Source organism: Xanthomonas sp. 4461 (assembly GCF_024806475.1).
GTDB classification, from domain to species: domain Bacteria; phylum Pseudomonadota; class Gammaproteobacteria; order Xanthomonadales; family Xanthomonadaceae; genus Xanthomonas; species Xanthomonas arboricola_F.
In genome coordinates, this window is the sequence record NZ_JANTYV010000002.1 from 444,542 (window position 1) to 460,286 (window position 15,745).

Below are 15,745 nucleotides of genomic sequence, written 5' to 3' on the forward strand. Positions count from 1 at the left end.
TCCCTTCCCCCGCCTGCGGGGGAAGGTGCCCGAAGGGCGGATGGGGGCAACATCGCTGCGACGCGACCACCACAGGCGCGACAAGCGCAAACGGTGTTGCCCCTCATCCGGCGCTACGCGCCACCTTCTCCCGCCAGCGGGAGAAGCGATGCCTGGCTGCGCGTGATCTCTCGATTGCACGGCACCCCTCCACCGCTCCCTTCCCCCGCCTGCGGGGGAAGGTGCCCGAAGGGCGGATGGGGGCATGGGGGCATGGGCCTGCGGCATACCCACCAACACGCCCCAGAACGCGCAAGGCGGCCGAAGCCGCCCTGTCGTTCTCATTGGCGATGCATCGCGCTCAGCGCTGGCGCTTCTTGCGCACGTACAACACCAGCGAATGCTCTTCCAGTTCGTAGCCATGCTTGGCGGCGATCTGACGCTGCAACGCCTCGATCTCTTCGCTTTCGAATTCGATGACGTGGCCGGTGTCCACATCGACCATATGGTCGTGGTGGCCGCCGCGGTCCAGCTCGTACACGGCCTGGCCGCCTTCGAAATTGTGCTTGAGCACCAGACCGGCCGCCTCGAACTGGGTCAGCACGCGGTACACCGTGGCCAGCCCGATCTCGTCGCCGTGGTCGAGCAGCTGCCGATAGATGTCTTCTGCGCTGAGGTGGTGCTGGTTGCTCTTCTGTTCGAGCAGCTCCAGGATCCGCATCCGCGGATGGGTCACCTTGAGCCCGACTTTGCGCAGGTCGTGGGTTTCCATATGTTCTCCGTTCATTGGCGATTTAGCGCCAGCTGCCATCAAACGGGTCGCGGCGACCGGCGGGAGTGTATCATCGGCGTGATTTCCTCAGCACTTATTCCCCGATGCGCAATCTCCTGCTGGTCGCCGCCGTTGCTCTTTCCACCGCTGGCTGCGGCATCATCTACAAGCAGCCGATCTACCAGGGCAATCTGATCAAACAGAACGCCGTGGAGCAACTGCAGGTAGGCCAGAGCAAGCAGCAGGTCAGCGCGTTGCTGGGTACTCCGTCGATTCCGGACCCGTTCCATGCTCAGCGTTGGGACTACACGTCCACCCAGCGCGTCGACCGTCTGGCGCGTACTGAAATCAAGAATTTCACCGTGTTCTTCGAGAACGATCAGGTGGCGCGCTGGGAAGGCGACTACTTCCCGTCGCAGGACGAGCAGCTGGCCAAGTCGGCCCCCAAGCAGTTTGGCCGCAACTTGGCACGCGACAAGAAGAAGCAGCGCGGCCGTTGATGCAGTGGGTCGGCGATCGCGCGATCGCCTGACCACGCGCAGCGCCAGAAAGCCGGCCTTGGTGCCGGTTTTTCTTTATCTTCTCGCCTGAACGCCCTCGACCGGCATGCCAACGGCGACGCGCCTGCCCATCTCGGCAGGGCGCCCGACTGCCGGGCGGAGCGTCCACGCCAATGGCAGCGGCACTGCCGTACCGCTACGCCCATGCACAGCCGCCGCACGACTCAGCGCAGCGCCAGATGTCCTCGGAACCCGTTTGCCCGCACCCACGCCGGAGGCAATGGGGGCCTGCAGCTGACGCAACGCGCCGTCGCATGACACGACGCAAGACACAGCAATGGCGCCCCATCTGGAAGAGCTCGCTCACCAGCAATTCGGCCGACTGCGGCCAATCCCGCCACTAGCTGCCGGTGTCGGCCTTCTTCGCAGGTGCAGCCCGACGGCGACGGGCTTCTTTCGGGTCCAGCAGCAGCGGCCTGAGCAACTCGACCCGGTCGCCGGCGCGCAGCACCTGGTCCGGGCGCACCACGACACCGTGGATGGCGATCGCTGCGGGCGGGGCCTCTGCGCAGAGGCCGGATGCGGCGGTTGCCTCGGCGACGGTGGCACCCTGCGGCAGATCCAGCACGATCGCGCTGTAGCGATCCGGCCAGGCCAGGATGACTTCGACCTGCACGGTCACACGTCGCCGCGATCGGCGACCCGCACGAAATCGTTGACCATGCGATCGGCCAGGCCCTGGAAGCCCAGCGCCAATGCCGGCCCCAGCAAGCGCGAGCTGGTTTCCACCTCGAGGGTCAGGCTCACCTTGCACGCGTTGTCGCCCAGCGATTGAAACTCCCACAGGCCTTCCAGGCGCTTGAACGGGCCGTCGCGCAGATGCATCACGATGCGTTCGGGCCGCTCGAGCATGTTCTCGGTGGTGAACCAGGTGCGGAACGAGCCCAGCCCCAGGTCCAGGCGCGCCACGATATGCGCATCGTCCTGCTCCAGCACATGGGCAGCGTCGCACCAGCCGAAGCGGCGCGGATAGGCGGCGACATCATTGACCAGATCGAACATGCGGGAGGCGCTGTGTTCGACCAGTGCGCTGCGACGGATGGTAGGCATTCGCTAACTTGTGAAAGACGGAAGATCGTTTGACGACACCGAATCGGCGACAATGGCGTCATGAGCAAGAAACCAACCAAGGATAAAGCAAACGGCGCGAAGGCCACGAAAACCATCGCGCTGAACAAGCGTGCGCGCCACGAATACCACCTGGAAGAGCGCTACGAAGCCGGCCTGGCGTTGCAGGGCTGGGAGATCAAGGCGATCCGCGCCGGCCGCGCCAATATCGTGGACGGCTATGCGTATGTGCGCTCCGGCGAGATCTACCTGATCGGCGCGCAGATCACCCCGCTGATCCAGGCCTCCACCCACACCGTGCCGGTGGAGCGTCGCGACCGCAAGTTGCTGCTGCACCGGAGCGAAATCGACAAGGTGCTTACCCGCGTGGAGCGCGAAGGCTACACCCTGGTGCCCACCGCCCTGTACTGGAGCAGCAACAAGGTCAAGCTGGAAATTGCGCTCGCCAAGGGCAAGCAGAATCACGACAAGCGCGACGCCGCCAAGGACCGCGACTGGCAGCGCGACAAGCAGCGCGTGATGCGGCGGCACAATCGAGATGCATGAATCGGGAATCGGGAGTGGGGAATCGCGAGAGCTGGTCTGCTGCCTGCTTCGGGCTAATTTAAGCTTCTGCAAGAGCACAAACTGACTGGGTACGCGGCACCTCAGCTTTTACGATTCCCGATTCCCCACTCCCGATTGCTCACGTGGCTCCAAGCATCCGCATCAAATTCGGCACCCCTCTGCCCTGCACGTAGCGGTCGCGTTGCAGATCGGTGCAGGTGTCGAGCATCAGCTGCTTGACCCGGTCCGGGAAGCCGATGAACTCGCGGCGTGCCGACAGAAAGCCGGCCAGGACGCCGGAGACATGCGGCGCAGCCATGCTGGTGCCGCTCATTTCCACCATCAGGCTTGCCGGATCTTTCGGATCGAAGTCGTAATACGTCGAGACGATCTTTTCGCCCGGCGCCACCACGTCGGGCTTGCCGCGGCCGTCGGCGGTGGGCCCGCGCGAGGAAAAATACGACACGCCGTAATTGTGCGGGCTGCTCTTGTGCACCGAGCCGACCACGATGGCCTCTTCCAGATTGCCCGGGTCGCTGATCGACAGATCCATGTTGGCCGGGTAGGCATCCCCATCCTTGCCCATCAACCAGGCCAGCCCTTCGTTACCGGCAGCCACCACCACCAGTACGCCCTGTCGCCATAGCCGGCGCAACTCGTTGCACAGCGGCGTAAAGCCACAGCCGTAGCTTTCCGGGTCGAAATAGCCGCCCAGGCTCAGGTTCACTCCGTGGATGACCAGCTCGCCTGCGCGCTCGTTGATGGCAGCCACCTGCTGCACTGCCTTGATCATCCACGAATCGCGCCCATCGCCGGCGTCGTCCAGCACCTTGAAGCCATACAGCTGCGCATCCGGCGCCATGCCGGCAAATTCCAGCGGCGGACCAGGCTTGCCCTGCGCATCGGGCAGCGTTGCCTGGCAATGGCCGGCAATGATCCCGGCGATGTGGGTGCCGTGGCCGTGGCGATCGAGCCGGGCAAACGCATCGCCATCGGCGCGCGTCAATTGCCTGGGCGCACCGCGCCGCGTGCAATCCCATTGCGCCACCACGTTGTCGCGCTGGCCTTTGACGAAGAAATGCGGATGGCTGGCGGCGATACCGGTATCCAGCACTGCCCAGCCGATCTGCTGCCCGCGCGCCCGATAGGCATTGCGTGCTGCGTCGGCATGCAGCACGTTGCCGGAGATGTGGATCAGCGCGCGCTTGCCGGCATCGCGCCACACCCGGCGAAACCCCAGCGCACGATAGCGGCCCTGCAGCGATTCGATTTCGAAGCGGGTCAACCGCGCCGATACGAAGCGCTGCAAGCCATCTTCCAATTCGATCGCCTCATCCAGCGCGTCGCCCTGCAGGCCGGTGCTGCGCGCAGCGACCTCGCGCAGATGGCGTATCAGCACTGCCCGCACACCGGCCGGATCGTTGCCGGCGAGTTGCCGGTCCAGTTCGATCAGGACTTCATGCCGATGCTCGGGGCCGTGCGCTTCGAGCTGCTCGCTGAGGTCCTTGATCAACACCGCATTGGACACCGGCTGGTCGAAGCCCACGCCCACCGCTTGCCGCACCGCTGCGCGCACCTGCGGGATCGACAGATAACCCGAGCCCGAATGCGCGTTGTGCTGCCAGTCGGGATTGATCCGCGCGCCGGCAATGTTTTCGAAACGCCCCTTCGCGTTGGCGATGTCGTCGGTGAGATCGGCGTCCAGCGCGATCGGGTCGCGCGTCTCGGCGACGTTGATCCACTGCCGCACGCATGCAGGGAACGGCAGCTTGCGGGTGCCGGTCCAGCGCTTGAACATGCTGCGCACCTGCGGCAACCCGAGCGGCGATCCCAGGGTCAGGAACAACGTCACCTCGCAGTCGGCCGCCTCGAGCTGGCGCAGCACGTCGTAGGCGATCATCGAACCCTGGCTATGCGCGACCACCACGAACGGCCCGCCTCCCGCACGCAGCCGCTGCGTCAGACTGTCGCGCATCGACGCCGCGCGCTCGGGCACGAAGAACAGGTCGTGCACGTCCTGCAGCAGCGCTGCGGAAATCAGCCGCAGCAGCACCCGGTTGATCGCGTCGATCGGGCCCTTTGCCTGCACGCTGCCGGGTGCGCTCGTACTTTCCAGCTCGTCCAGCAAGCGATGCAGGTCGGCCCGCTCCTGATCGCTCTGTGCCAAGGCGTCGGCGAGCACGTGCAGATCCTGCCCGCCCGGCACCAGACCGAGCGTCGTCAATGCACGCTGCACGCTTTGGTTGAGCGCCGGCCCCACATCGCGCCCGTCGCAATTGCCGGGCTCCGCCACCGGATACCGCTCGCGGTTGACCCAGTACGCCAACCGGGTGCGCTCGCCCATCGGGCGCCCAAACAATGCCTTGTCCCACTGACACCGCAATACGTCGGCCGGTGGCTTGTTGCCGATGCCGTGGATATAGATCACGGTGCGCGCCTTGCCCTGCACGCGAGCCGCAGCCGCGGCCTGCGTGCCTGACTGCGGTGCACGCTTGTGTGGCTGCCTGGCAGGTACAGCGGCAGCGCGCGGTGCTGCGCGTGTCGAACGTGGACGTGGGGGCTTGCCTGTCGCCATCGCTTCGCTCCTTCGTTTACAGACTGTTCGGTCCGGTACGGGACTGAAGCCACTGTAAGCGCTGTCCATCTCACCACTTGTGACAGGGCGCGCCGATCCCTACACTGGCCTGGTCAGCGTTTGATGCTTTCCCCGGGGGTGCACTGGTTTCGACGGGGGTCGCGAAGTCGCTTGGCGCATGCCGAGGGGGCAGCTTTCCTCGTTAATCCAGCAGCAAACTTTTAGTTGCCAACGACGACAACTATGGTTCGGACTTCGCTATCGCCGCTTAATTGGCTTTAGTTGTAGTTCTACAGCCGCCTAAGGCGAACCCCCGAAACTACTTGTGCCCGTGCTCGTAGATGTAGGGTCATTATCACGGAACCGCCGGTGGTGGCTGCCTGTCAGCTACCGGCTAAATCAAGCAGGCTGGTTTCCAGGTGCGCTTTGCCCGCCGTGCTGCCTGGGAACGAGATCTAACGGAGGGATAAGCATGTAGTGCCGGGGATGGAGTGCTTCCGGACGGCGGTTCGATTCCGCCCACCTCCACCACACAACGGTCCTAAGACGGCCGACTGAGGCCGGGAATTCTCGAAAGAGGTTCTCGGCCTTTTTCATGGACGATACTGCGGCTCAATCAGCTCGCACGGGAGGCGCCAGCGATCACCGCTACCGGCCGCGTCAGTTAGTGACGCAGTCGGTCGGTTCGGATGTGGTGGGCGTGGACGTGCAGGTCGTGCCATCACGCGCGCGCGCCGATGGAAGGTCGCCGCGGAGTTGGTCGAACAGTGCGAGCAGCTCGGTAGCCTCTTGCTGCAGCAGGACCAGGGCACTCTTGTTGGGTTCATCCATTGCATGTGGTCCGACGGCGCTCCCCAGCGCTCCTGATGCCGGCGACGCAAACTGCGTGCCAGCATGACGGCACCTGATCCGGGCAAGCAGGTTCGTAGCCGCAACCTTGCCCGATGCGCTGCCCGGCCATCGGGTGCCATGCTGTCGTCTCGCCTGGCCGCGGGCTGGGTCTGTGCCAATGCAAGCCGTGTTCGACTCAGCTGTAGTCGAGCTGCCGTTGCGCTTCGGCGTGCATGACTTCCAGGGTCACCATGCCGGCGCTGCGCGCGGCAGACATGGCGCTGCGGTGATCGGGAAACGTGCGCGCAAGAGTGGCGCCTGCGAGTTCGCCCGCTTTCCGTCCCATGCCGATCTGTTCGATACGCCAGTCCGCGCTCCAGGTCGCGTCGACGCCACGGCTTGGGGCCGCATGGCAAATCAGCTGATAGTTTCCAAGAAAAATGACCAAACTGGGCTCGGCTCTGCGGTGCGTGGTGAGCATACCGTCGCAAGATCGCGGCGGCGAGTCCCGCCCCGTCTGCCAGCTGACTGGGCAGTTGAGGCACGCGACTTGCATCGACCTCGACCATACCATCGGTGTTGGGGAACACGGTGTTGACCAAACAAGCAAAACGTCATGCAGCCGGAGCGCTGCTGCTGGGCGGGGCCATCTTCGTGGTGATCGGCATCGGCGGCTACTTCACCACGCAGCGCTCGCTGGCCGATGCGGGCTGGGTCACGCATACACAGGAGGTCCTCGCGGGCATCGACGAAATCCAGGCCGGGCTGCTGTCGGCGGAGTCGTCGGTACGTGGCTACGTGCTGACCGACAACGAGGCGTTCCTGGGCGTCTATGCCGATGCGATCGGGCGCCTGCCCGAGCGCATCGTGCGGCTGGAGGCGCTGGTACAGGACAACCCGGTACAGGGCCGCAATGCGCGTGAGCTCAACCGATTGGTGAACACGCGACTGGTGCAGATCAACGATCTGCTGCTCAACTACCGCAGCCATGGCCTGGAGGGCGCGCGCGGGTCGATCGCGCGCGGCGTGTTCCAGACCTCCTCGGCGTTGCGGCGCCAGGTGCAGATCATGACCGAGCTGGAACGTCATCAACTGGTGAAGCGGACGCAGGCCAATGCACTCAGTGCGCAGTGGGTGCTGCGGATGACCGTGATCGGCATCGTCAGCGGGCTGCTGGTGATGCTGCTGGCCTACCGCTTGCTGGCGCGCGAGCTGCAACGCCGCGTGCGCGCCGAGGACGATGCCAGCCATACCAGCGAGCGCTTGGTCGAATCCTTTGCGGCGCTGGAGCGAACCTCTGCGGGACTGGAAGCGCTGGCACGCTACTCGGGACTGCTGCAGAACTGCCGCGACGCCGAAGAAGCGCTGGAAATCACCGCACGCACGATTGCGCCGCTGATCCCCGGCGCAGCCGGCGCGGTATATCTGCTGCGCGCATCGCGCGATCGCGCCGAGCAGGTCGTGGCATGGGGCGCGATGGCCGACGGCGACAGCGCAAGCATCGCGCCGGAGACGTGCTGGGCGCTGCGCCGCGATCGTACGCACGTGGTGGAAGATGCCAGCCAGGGCATGCTGTGTCGCCATGCCGACGCCAATCTTCCGACGCACGCCAGCACGGTGTGCATTCCGTTGTCGGCTCAAGGCACGCAACTGGGCATGTTGGCGCTGCGCAGCGACCAGCCTGGTGGTCTGAGCTCACTGACCGTTGCCGAAGCGGCGGCCGAACAACTCTCGCTGGCGCTGCATAGCCTGCGTCTGCGCGAAACGCTGCGTCAGCAATCGATCCGCGATCCACTGACCGGCCTTTACAACCGCCGCTATCTGGAAGAAGCGCTCAATCACGAACTGGCGCGCTGTACGCGCCGCGAGCAGCCGTTGTCGGTGCTGATGCTGGACGTCGACCACTTCAAGCGCTTCAACGATCTGCATGGGCATAGTGGCGGCGACCGCGTGTTGGCGGCCATCGGCGAACTGTTGCTGACGCAGACCCGCGGCGAAGATATCTGCTGCCGCTACGGTGGCGAAGAATTGACGATCATCCTGCCGGAAGTGGATCTGGCAACTGCGCGCAGGATGGCGGAGAAGCTGCGCGCCGGGATCGAGGCCTTGCAGGTAATGGCCGATGGCGTATCGCTGCCGAAGATCACCGCCTCGTTTGGCGCAGCGAGCTTTCCCGAACACGCGGGCACTGCGGCGCAACTGCTGCGGCGCGCGGACGAGGCCTTGTACCGGGCCAAGCAGGCCGGGCGCAATCAGGTGGTCAGCGCACCGGACGCTGCGAACGCCGACTGTGCGCAGCAGCCCTGAAGGCAGCAAGAGACGTCGCGAACCTGGCCTTGATGCGCTTGGCCAGACCGCCGGCCAGGCGCCACTGGTCGCTAACCGCTTGGCGATCCAGGCGCAACTATGCAATTTCACTTATATCGGTCTGCGACAGATCGAGCCCGGCCGTTGCTGGGTACCGCTGCACTGGTGGGTTGCAGCCAGCTCACCGCGGCGAGATTGGCGTTCACCGCGTTCGCTACCCGCATCATCCGGCTTCGAGCAGCGCAGCATCACCGTCAGCCGCGTCCCTCTTCGTCGCTGGGAATCAGACCGGCGCCGGCCAGCATGCCGTCGACGCGGGTACGCACATAGGCCGCATCTTCGGGGTCGGCGCTGCGCAGCACCGCTTCGGCGCGTGCCTGGAAATCCAGATAGTCAAAATCCGCATCCTCATCGGCAGACAGCTGCGGCAGTTCGTCCTGCAACGCGTCCAGGCGCGTCTCGAGCTCTTTGCGTGTAGGCATAACAGGCTCCGGCATCAAAGCCGTCACGGTTGCGGCAAGGCCGTCAAGGACGCGCGAAGCCTTGCCATGCAACGCTTCATTTTCCTACCCGCTGCAGCGGCGGCTGCATGCTCAACTTTCGCACAGGCCGGCCGATAATGATGCCGACTCCGACAGAACCTTGCCTGTGATCCTCCACCTGCGGCGGGATTTCCGCCTCGGCATCGTCAAGATGCTTGGGCCAATCACCGCGCTGTTGCTTTGCCTCTATGCGGTGTATCTGGCCATGACCGGCCAGGCGATTGCGTGCCTGATCACCGCAGCGCTGGGCATGCTGGCGATCTGGCGCGGCTGGAAGATGCGCGCGGCCGAACGCACCGCTGCCGGCGGTGTCTGGCTGGCGTCGATCAATGTCGCCGGCTGCCTGGTGGCTTGCTGGACCGGGGGCGATGGCGCCCTGCCCTGGCTGTTTCCGGTATTGGCAACCAACTATTTCCTGTGCGGGCCGCAGCGTGCAGTGTTGCTGAGCCTGCCGTTGATGGCGGCATTGCTGTTCCTGCCCGGCTTGATCGTCAGCCCCGGCCAGGGGGTGTCGACCGTGGTGGTGACCTTGGTGACGCTGGCGGTGGGATATTCGTTCTCGCTACGCATGCAGGACGACCGCGTGCACCTGGAAGAGCTGGCCTCGCTGGATGCACTGACCGGCTTGCCCAACCGACGCATGCTGGAACGCGCGCTGACCCACCAGATCGATCAGCGCCAACCGCAGGACCGGCTCAACAGCCTGATCATCCTGGACCTGGATCATTTCAAGGAGGTCAACGATCTGTACGGACATGCCGCCGGCGATGCGGCGCTGTCGGATCTGGCGACCATCCTGCGCTACGAAGTGCGCGAGCCGCATCAGGTGTTCCGGTTCGGCGGCGAAGAATTCGTGGTACTGCTGCGCGCCGGTTCGCTGGCGGAACTGGAAGCGGCCACCGAGCGCTTGCGCAAGGTGATCCGCAGTGGATTGCGCGGCCCGGGCGGGCGCATCACGGTCTCGCTGGGCGCTGCGCGCCACGATGGCGAAACCCATTGGCAAGACTGGTTTTCGCGTGCCGATGCAGCACTGTACCTGGCCAAGAACAGCGGCCGCGACAGCGTGCGGGTTGCCGACTGAGCGCAGCGCTGCTGGCTGGATCGCAACATCAGGAACCCCGCCCTTCTGCCAGGCGGGGCGACCCAACGGCCGCCCCGTCCATCGGTCAACGATTGACCACGGCCACCGGTGCGGCGGGGGCTTCGCCCTGCTTCCAGCCGCCCAAGGCCTTGTACACGCCGACCACGCCGACATTGACTGCCGCCTCGGCCTGCGCCAACGCATCGTCTGCCGCCAGCTGGGTGCGCTGTGCATCCAGCAAGGTCAGGAAGTCTTCCGAGCCCTCGCGGTAGCGGATCTGCGCCAGCTGTTCGGCACGCCGGGCCGCATTGGCCTGGTCAACCACGATCGCCAGGCGCGCCTGCTGACGCCCATAGCCGATCAATGCGTTTTCGGTGTCTTCCAGCGCCAGCAAGACCGCTTGCTGGTACTGCGCCAACGCACCGTCGGCCTGCGCCTTGCTGGCACGCAGGCGTGCGCGCACGGTACCGAAGTCGAACGCGGCCCAGCTGATCGACGGGGTGACCGACCAGGCCTTCGCATTGCCCTGGGTCAACCTGGCCGCATCGCCGGACAGAAAGCCGACAAAACCGCTGACGCTGATGCGCGGGAACAGATCGGCCGTGGCCACACCGACCTGCGCAGTGGCTGCGGCCAAACGGCGTTCGGCACTGCGCACGTCCGGACGTTGACGCAGCAATCCGGCAGTATCGCCCAACGGTAACGGGTGCGCGAATGCCGGCATGGCGCGTGCGACCAGAGTGGTGTCCAGCGCATTCGGCTGTTGGCCAAGCAATACGGCAAGCCGGTGCCGGTATTGCGCCTCGGCAGTTTCCAGCAACGGAATATCCGCCTCGATCGCCTTCAACCGCGCCAGGCTGCTCTGCACATCCAGCTCGCTGCCGGCACCCAGATCCCAACGCGTCTGCGTCAGCTTCTGGGTGTCGCGCAGGTTGGTCAGGGTGCGCTTGGAGACATCGAGCTGCTTCTGGGTGCCGCGCAATTGGAAGTAATTGCGCGCCACTTCGGCAGCGACCGTGACCTGTACGTCCTGCAGGCTGGCCTGCTCGGCGTCCAGATCGGCGCGCGCCGCTTCAGAGGCGCGGCGCTGGCGGCCGAACAGATCCAGCTCCCAGGCCGCATCCAGGCCCAGGGTGGTCTGCTCGGTGAGGAAGCGCTGATTGCCGGCGATCACCTGCTGCTGCTCGCGTCGATCGAAGCTGCCCTGGGCGGTGATGTGCGGGGCCTGGTCGAGACGACGCTCCACGAAGACCGCACGCGCCTGCTTCACCCGCGACACCGCAATGCGCAGATCGTGGTTGGCGAACAAGGCATCGCGCACCAGCTGCTCCAGCACCGGGTCGTCGAACTGCGACCACCAGTTGCCGACCGGGGATTGTGCGCTGAACGCGGCATCCTGCGCGCCCTGCAGCGTGACCGGCGGCGGCGGGTCGGGCCGGTAATCGGGCCCCACCGCGCAACCGCTGAGCACCAACGCGGCCAACGCCGCGCCAAGCAATGTTCTTACCATGGCAAGGTGTCTCCCAGGTGGGTAAAGCTGCCGGTCGGGCCGTGCGCATCGATCAATGCCATCTGCACGCTGCTGTGCGCGCCCTGCTCGATGTCGATCTCGCCCTCGCCACCGTTCATGTCGGTTTTGACGTAGCCGGGATGGATGGTATTGACCTTGATCGAGGTATCGCGCAGCTCGTAGGCAAGATGCACGGTCCAGCTGTTCAAGGCGCTCTTGGACGCGTTGTAGGCCGGCACCTTGAAGCTGTAGATCGGCGAGCCGGGGTCGCTGTGCAGCGTGAGCGAGCCGAGAATGCTGGACACATTGACGATGCGGCCGGCCAGAGAGCGCTGCAGCAGCGGCAGGAAGGCCTTGGTCACGCCGACCACCGCGAACAGATTGGTGTCGAAGGTGCGCTTCCAGGTGTCCAGGCTTTGCTCGGACGGCTTGCGCTGCATGTCATCGATCATGATGCCGGCGTTGTTGACCAGGATGTCCAGGTGGCCGTGACGCTCCTTCACCGTACCGACCGCCGCAGCGATGCTGATGTCGTCGTTGACGTCCAGTTGAATCGCTTCCACCGGCAGGCCTTCGGCCTGCAGCTTGAGCGCGGCGGCCACCGCGTCATCGCGCTTGCGACCGGCCAGCAGCGTATGCACGCCGGCCTGTGCGAGTTGACGAACCGTTTCCAGGCCGATGCCGCGGGTGGCGCCGGTGACCAGTGCGATCTTGGTGTTGCTCATGTGGTGCATCCTCTTGAATTGGGGGAAGTGACTGGCTTACGCCTTCACGGGGTCATGCGAAACGGCAGCCGGTGCAGCAGGCCCGCGACGGGTCACCCACTTGCGCAGCGCCACGTAGAACACAGGGGTCAGGAACAGGCCGAACAAGGTCACGCCCAGCATGCCGGCGAATACCGTGATCCCGGTGACCGAACGCACTTCGGCGCCGGCGCCATGGCCGAACACCAGCGGCACGGTGCCGGCGATGAAGGCGATGGAGGTCATCACGATCGGGCGCAGACGCAGGCGGCAGGCTTCCAGCGCTGCTTCCACGATGCCCTTGCCATGCATCTCCAGCTCGCGGGCGAACTCCACGATCAGGATCGCGTTCTTGCACGCCAGGCCCATCAACACCACCAGGCCCACCTGCACAAACACGTTGTTGTCGCCACCGGTGAGCCACACACCGAACAGTGCGGACAGCAAGGTCATCGGCACGATCAGGATCACCGCCAGCGGCAGGGTCCAGCTTTCATACAACGCGGCCAATACCAGGAACGCCAGCAACACCGCCATCGGGAACACGATCAACGCCGAGTTGCCCTGGGTTGACTGCTGATAGCTCAGGTCGGTCCACTCGATGTTCATGCCGTTGGGCAACACCTTCGGTGCCATGCCGGCCAGCGTGTGCATCGCCTCGGTGGAGGAGAGCATGCGCGGGTCAGCCTCGCCGATCAGATCGGCGGCCGGGTAGCCGTTGTAGCGGATCACCGGATCCGGGCCGTAGGTCTGGCCCAGCGTGACCATGCTGCCGATCGGCACCATCTCGCCGTTGGCATTGCGGGTACGCAGGTTGGCGATGTCTTCGACGCTGTCGCGGAACGGTCCATCGGCCTGGGCGATCACCTGATAGGTGCGACCGAAGCGATTGAAGTCGTTGATGTACGACGAACCCAGGTAGGTCTGCAGCGTGTCGAACAGGTTGGTCAACGGCACGCCCTGCGCCTTGGCCTTGTCGCGATCGACCTTGGCGTCCAGCTGCGGCACGTTGGCCTGGTAGGTGCCGATCGGGAACTGCATGCCCGGCGTCTGCGAAATCGCACCGGACATCGCATTCACCGCGCTCTGCAACTGGCCATAACCCAGACCCGCACGGTCCTGGATATACAGCGAGTAGCCCGAGCCCTGCCCCAGGCCCAGAATCGGCGGCGGCATGAAGGCGAACGCAAAACCCTGCTGGATCTGGCTGATGCGCGCGTTGAGCTCGGCATTGATCTGCACCGCGCTGCGGGTGCGCTGACTGAACGGCTTGAGCGTGATGAACACCGTTCCGGTGTTGGGCGTGTTGGTGAACTGCAGCGGATTCAACCCGGGGAACGCGATCGTGTGATCCACTCCTTCGGTCTGCATCGCGATCTGGCTGATCTGGCGGATCACTTCATTGGTGCGCTCCAGCGAGGCGCCTTCCGGCAGTTTGGTACCGGCAATCAGGTACAGCTTGTCCTGGGTGGGAATGAAACCGCCCGGCACGATCTTGAACATGAAACCGGCGCCCACCAGCAGCAACAGGTACACCATGAACACCGCACCGCGCTTGCTCAACGTCCGCGACACCGCACCCTGGTACTTGTGCGAGCTGCTGTTGAAGAAGCGGTTGAACGGACGGAACAACCAGCCGAACAGACGGTCGATCAAACGCGACGGGCCATCCTTGGGCGCGTCGTGCGCCTTGAGCAACATCGCGGCCAGCGCCGGCGACAGGGTCAGCGAGTTGATCGCCGAAATCACCGTGGAAATGGCGATGGTCACCGCGAACTGCTTGTAGAACTGGCCGGTCACGCCCGACAGGAACGCCATCGGCACGAACACCGCGCACAGCACCAGCGCGATGGCGATGATCGGCCCGGACACCTCACGCATCGCCTGATGCGCGGCCGCCAGCGGGGTGAGGCCTTCTTCGATATTGCGCTCGACGTTTTCCACCACCACGATCGCATCGTCGACCACGATGCCGATCGCCAGCACCAGGCCGAACAGGCTCAGCGTGTTGATCGAAAAACCCAGCAGATACAGCGCAGCGAACGTACCGACCACCGACACCGGCACCGCCAGCAACGGAATGATCGAGGCACGCCAGGTCTGCAGGAACAGGATCACCACCAGCACCACCAGCAGCACCGCCTCCAGCAGCGTGTGCACCACCGCACTGATCGAGTCGCGCACGAACACGGTGGGGTCATACGCTGCCGACCAGGCCATGTCCTGCGGGAACTGCTTTTCCAGCTCGGCCATCTTGGCGCGCACGGCGTCTGACAATTCGATCGCATTGGCGCCGGGCGACTGGAACACACCCATGCCCACCGCGTTCTGGTTGTCCAGCTGCGAGCGCAAGGTGTAGTTGCCGGCGCCCAGTTCCAGACGCGCCACGTCGCTCAGGCGCACGATCTCGCCGCTGTTGCCGCTGCGGATCACGATGTTGCCGAATTCCTCTTCGGTGGTGAGTCGGCCCTGCGCATTGATCGAGAGCAGGAAATCGCTCTTGTTGGGCATCGGTTCGGCGCCGAGCTGGCCGGCGGAGACCTGCACGTTCTGCTCGCGGATGGCCGCGACCACGTCGCTGGCAGTGAGCCCGCGCGCGGCGACCTTGTCAGGGTTCAACCAGATGCGCATGGCGTAATCGCCGGCACCGAAGACCCGGATCTGGCCCACGCCCGGCAGGCGCGACAGCTCATCCTTGACCTTCAAGGTGGCGTAGTTGCTCAGGTACAGCGAGTCGTACTTGCCCTTGGGCGAGGTCAGATGCACCACCATGGTCAGCGTCGGCGATTGCTTCTGCGTGGTCACGCCCTGGCGGCGCACGTCTTCGGGCAGGCGCGCCTGCGCCTGACTGACGCGGTTCTGCACCTGCACCTGCGCCTGGTCCGGATCGGTGCCCGGCTTGAAGGTCACGGTGACCATCAGCACGCCATCGGAGCCAGCGACCGACTTCATGTACATCATGTTTTCGACGCCGTTGATCGCCTCCTCAAGCGGCGTGGCGACGGTCTCGGCGATGACCTTGGGGTTGGCACCCGGATACACCGCACGCACCTGCACGCTCGGCGGTACCACTTCGGGGTATTCGCTGATGGGCAACAGCGGCATGGCGATCAGGCCAGCCGCGAAGATGATGATCGACAGCACCGCGGCAAAGATCGGCCGGTCGATGAAAAAACGGGAAAAGTCCATTGGGGTGGTCCTGAAAGAGGTTGCCGCCAGGTGGCGGCGCGG

14 protein-coding genes and 1 other RNA gene are annotated in these 15,745 nt (G+C 64.9%); 5 read left to right on the forward strand and 10 right to left on the reverse strand.

The features are described from left to right. Positions 1-340: 340 nt before the first annotated feature. Positions 341-751: a ferric iron uptake transcriptional regulator gene (fur, locus tag FHY19_RS09675; protein WP_029221003.1), complete on the reverse strand. Its 411-nt coding sequence runs from the start codon at positions 749-751 to the stop codon at positions 341-343. 104 nt (positions 752-855) lie between these two features. Between fur and bamE the strand changes: the two genes are divergently transcribed. Continuing rightward, entirely contained in the window at positions 856-1,251 is a 396-nt protein-coding gene (gene bamE / locus FHY19_RS09680; RefSeq protein WP_029221004.1) for an outer membrane protein assembly factor BamE, read from the forward strand. A 400-nt stretch (positions 1,252-1,651) separates the two neighbouring features. Here the strand turns inward: bamE and FHY19_RS09685 are convergent, their stop codons facing one another. Continuing rightward, positions 1,652-1,927 (reverse strand): RnfH family protein, encoded by a 276-nt coding sequence (locus FHY19_RS09685; protein ID WP_259153998.1) that lies wholly within the window; start codon positions 1,925-1,927, stop codon positions 1,652-1,654. Positions 1,928-1,929: 2 nt separating this feature from the next. After that, complete coding sequence (locus FHY19_RS09690) at positions 1,930-2,361, reverse strand: type II toxin-antitoxin system RatA family toxin (RefSeq protein ID WP_046963470.1); 432 nt, start codon at positions 2,359-2,361, stop codon at positions 1,930-1,932. 60 nt (positions 2,362-2,421) lie between these two features. Between FHY19_RS09690 and smpB the strand changes: the two genes are divergently transcribed. Further along, entirely contained in the window at positions 2,422-2,925 is a 504-nt protein-coding gene (gene smpB, locus FHY19_RS09695; protein ID WP_259153574.1) for an SsrA-binding protein SmpB, read from the forward strand. A gap of 139 nt (positions 2,926-3,064) precedes the next feature. Here the strand turns inward: smpB and FHY19_RS09700 are convergent, their stop codons facing one another. Further along, positions 3,065-5,500 (reverse strand): S8 family serine peptidase, encoded by a 2,436-nt coding sequence (locus FHY19_RS09700; protein WP_259165365.1) that lies wholly within the window; start codon positions 5,498-5,500, stop codon positions 3,065-3,067. 134 nt (positions 5,501-5,634) lie between these two features. Between FHY19_RS09700 and ssrA the strand changes: the two genes are divergently transcribed. Then, positions 5,635-6,031: a transfer-messenger RNA gene (gene ssrA / locus FHY19_RS09705) on the forward strand. Between the two features lie 129 nt (positions 6,032-6,160). On the opposite strand, the gene FHY19_RS09710 is transcribed toward ssrA, so the two are convergent. Both FHY19_RS09710 and FHY19_RS09715 read right to left on the reverse strand, forming a co-directional pair. Then, complete coding sequence (locus tag FHY19_RS09710; protein ID WP_259165369.1) at positions 6,161-6,331, reverse strand: hypothetical protein; 171 nt, start codon at positions 6,329-6,331, stop codon at positions 6,161-6,163. A 196-nt stretch (positions 6,332-6,527) separates the two neighbouring features. Continuing rightward, positions 6,528-6,779: a hypothetical protein gene (locus FHY19_RS09715; RefSeq protein WP_259153996.1), complete on the reverse strand. Its 252-nt coding sequence runs from the start codon at positions 6,777-6,779 to the stop codon at positions 6,528-6,530. Positions 6,780-6,922: 143 nt separating this feature from the next. Between FHY19_RS09715 and FHY19_RS09720 the strand changes: the two genes are divergently transcribed. Beyond that, positions 6,923-8,638 carry a diguanylate cyclase gene (locus FHY19_RS09720; protein ID WP_259153567.1) on the forward strand — a complete coding sequence of 572 codons (1,716 nt, stop codon included), beginning with the start codon at positions 6,923-6,925 and terminating at the stop codon, positions 8,636-8,638. A gap of 254 nt (positions 8,639-8,892) precedes the next feature. On the opposite strand, the gene FHY19_RS09725 is transcribed toward FHY19_RS09720, so the two are convergent. Beyond that, positions 8,893-9,192 carry a hypothetical protein gene (locus tag FHY19_RS09725; RefSeq protein WP_259165371.1) on the reverse strand — a complete coding sequence of 100 codons (300 nt, stop codon included), beginning with the start codon at positions 9,190-9,192 and terminating at the stop codon, positions 8,893-8,895. 94 nt (positions 9,193-9,286) lie between these two features. On the opposite strand from FHY19_RS09725, the gene FHY19_RS09730 reads away from it, so the two are divergent. Then, positions 9,287-10,261, forward strand: a complete 975-nt coding sequence (locus FHY19_RS09730) for a diguanylate cyclase (protein WP_259153995.1) — start codon at positions 9,287-9,289, stop codon at positions 10,259-10,261. An 85-nt stretch (positions 10,262-10,346) separates the two neighbouring features. Here the strand turns inward: FHY19_RS09730 and FHY19_RS09735 are convergent, their stop codons facing one another. The 3 genes from FHY19_RS09735 to FHY19_RS09745 are packed head-to-tail and all read right to left on the reverse strand — an operon-like array spanning position 10,347 to position 15,703. Continuing rightward, positions 10,347-11,771: an efflux transporter outer membrane subunit gene (locus tag FHY19_RS09735; protein WP_259165376.1), complete on the reverse strand. Its 1,425-nt coding sequence runs from the start codon at positions 11,769-11,771 to the stop codon at positions 10,347-10,349. Next, positions 11,765-12,496: an SDR family oxidoreductase gene (locus tag FHY19_RS09740; protein WP_259165377.1), complete on the reverse strand. Its 732-nt coding sequence runs from the start codon at positions 12,494-12,496 to the stop codon at positions 11,765-11,767. Before FHY19_RS09740 ends, FHY19_RS09735 begins: the two co-directional genes overlap by 7 nt. A gap of 36 nt (positions 12,497-12,532) precedes the next feature. After that, positions 12,533-15,703, reverse strand: a complete 3,171-nt coding sequence (locus tag FHY19_RS09745; protein ID WP_259153562.1) for an efflux RND transporter permease subunit — start codon at positions 15,701-15,703, stop codon at positions 12,533-12,535. Positions 15,704-15,745: the final 42 nt, after the last annotated feature.

Excerpts from the sequence above, each read along its gene's own strand:
- fur (WP_029221003.1), bottom strand. The coding sequence starts at position 751 with ATGGAAACCCACGACCTGCGCAAAGTCGGGCTCAAGGTGACCCATCCG.
- bamE (WP_029221004.1), top strand. The coding sequence starts at position 856 with ATGCGCAATCTCCTGCTGGTCGCCGCCGTTGCTCTTTCCACCGCTGGC.
- FHY19_RS09690 (WP_046963470.1), bottom strand. The coding sequence starts at position 2,361 with ATGCCTACCATCCGTCGCAGCGCACTGGTCGAACACAGCGCCTCCCGC.
- smpB (WP_259153574.1), top strand. The coding sequence starts at position 2,422 with ATGAGCAAGAAACCAACCAAGGATAAAGCAAACGGCGCGAAGGCCACG.
- FHY19_RS09700 (WP_259165365.1), bottom strand. The coding sequence starts at position 5,500 with ATGGCGACAGGCAAGCCCCCACGTCCACGTTCGACACGCGCAGCACCG.
- FHY19_RS09710 (WP_259165369.1), bottom strand. The coding sequence starts at position 6,331 with ATGGATGAACCCAACAAGAGTGCCCTGGTCCTGCTGCAGCAAGAGGCT.
- FHY19_RS09735 (WP_259165376.1), bottom strand. The coding sequence starts at position 11,771 with ATGGTAAGAACATTGCTTGGCGCGGCGTTGGCCGCGTTGGTGCTCAGC.
- FHY19_RS09740 (WP_259165377.1), bottom strand. The coding sequence starts at position 12,496 with ATGAGCAACACCAAGATCGCACTGGTCACCGGCGCCACCCGCGGCATC.
- FHY19_RS09745 (WP_259153562.1), bottom strand. The coding sequence starts at position 15,703 with ATGGACTTTTCCCGTTTTTTCATCGACCGGCCGATCTTTGCCGCGGTG.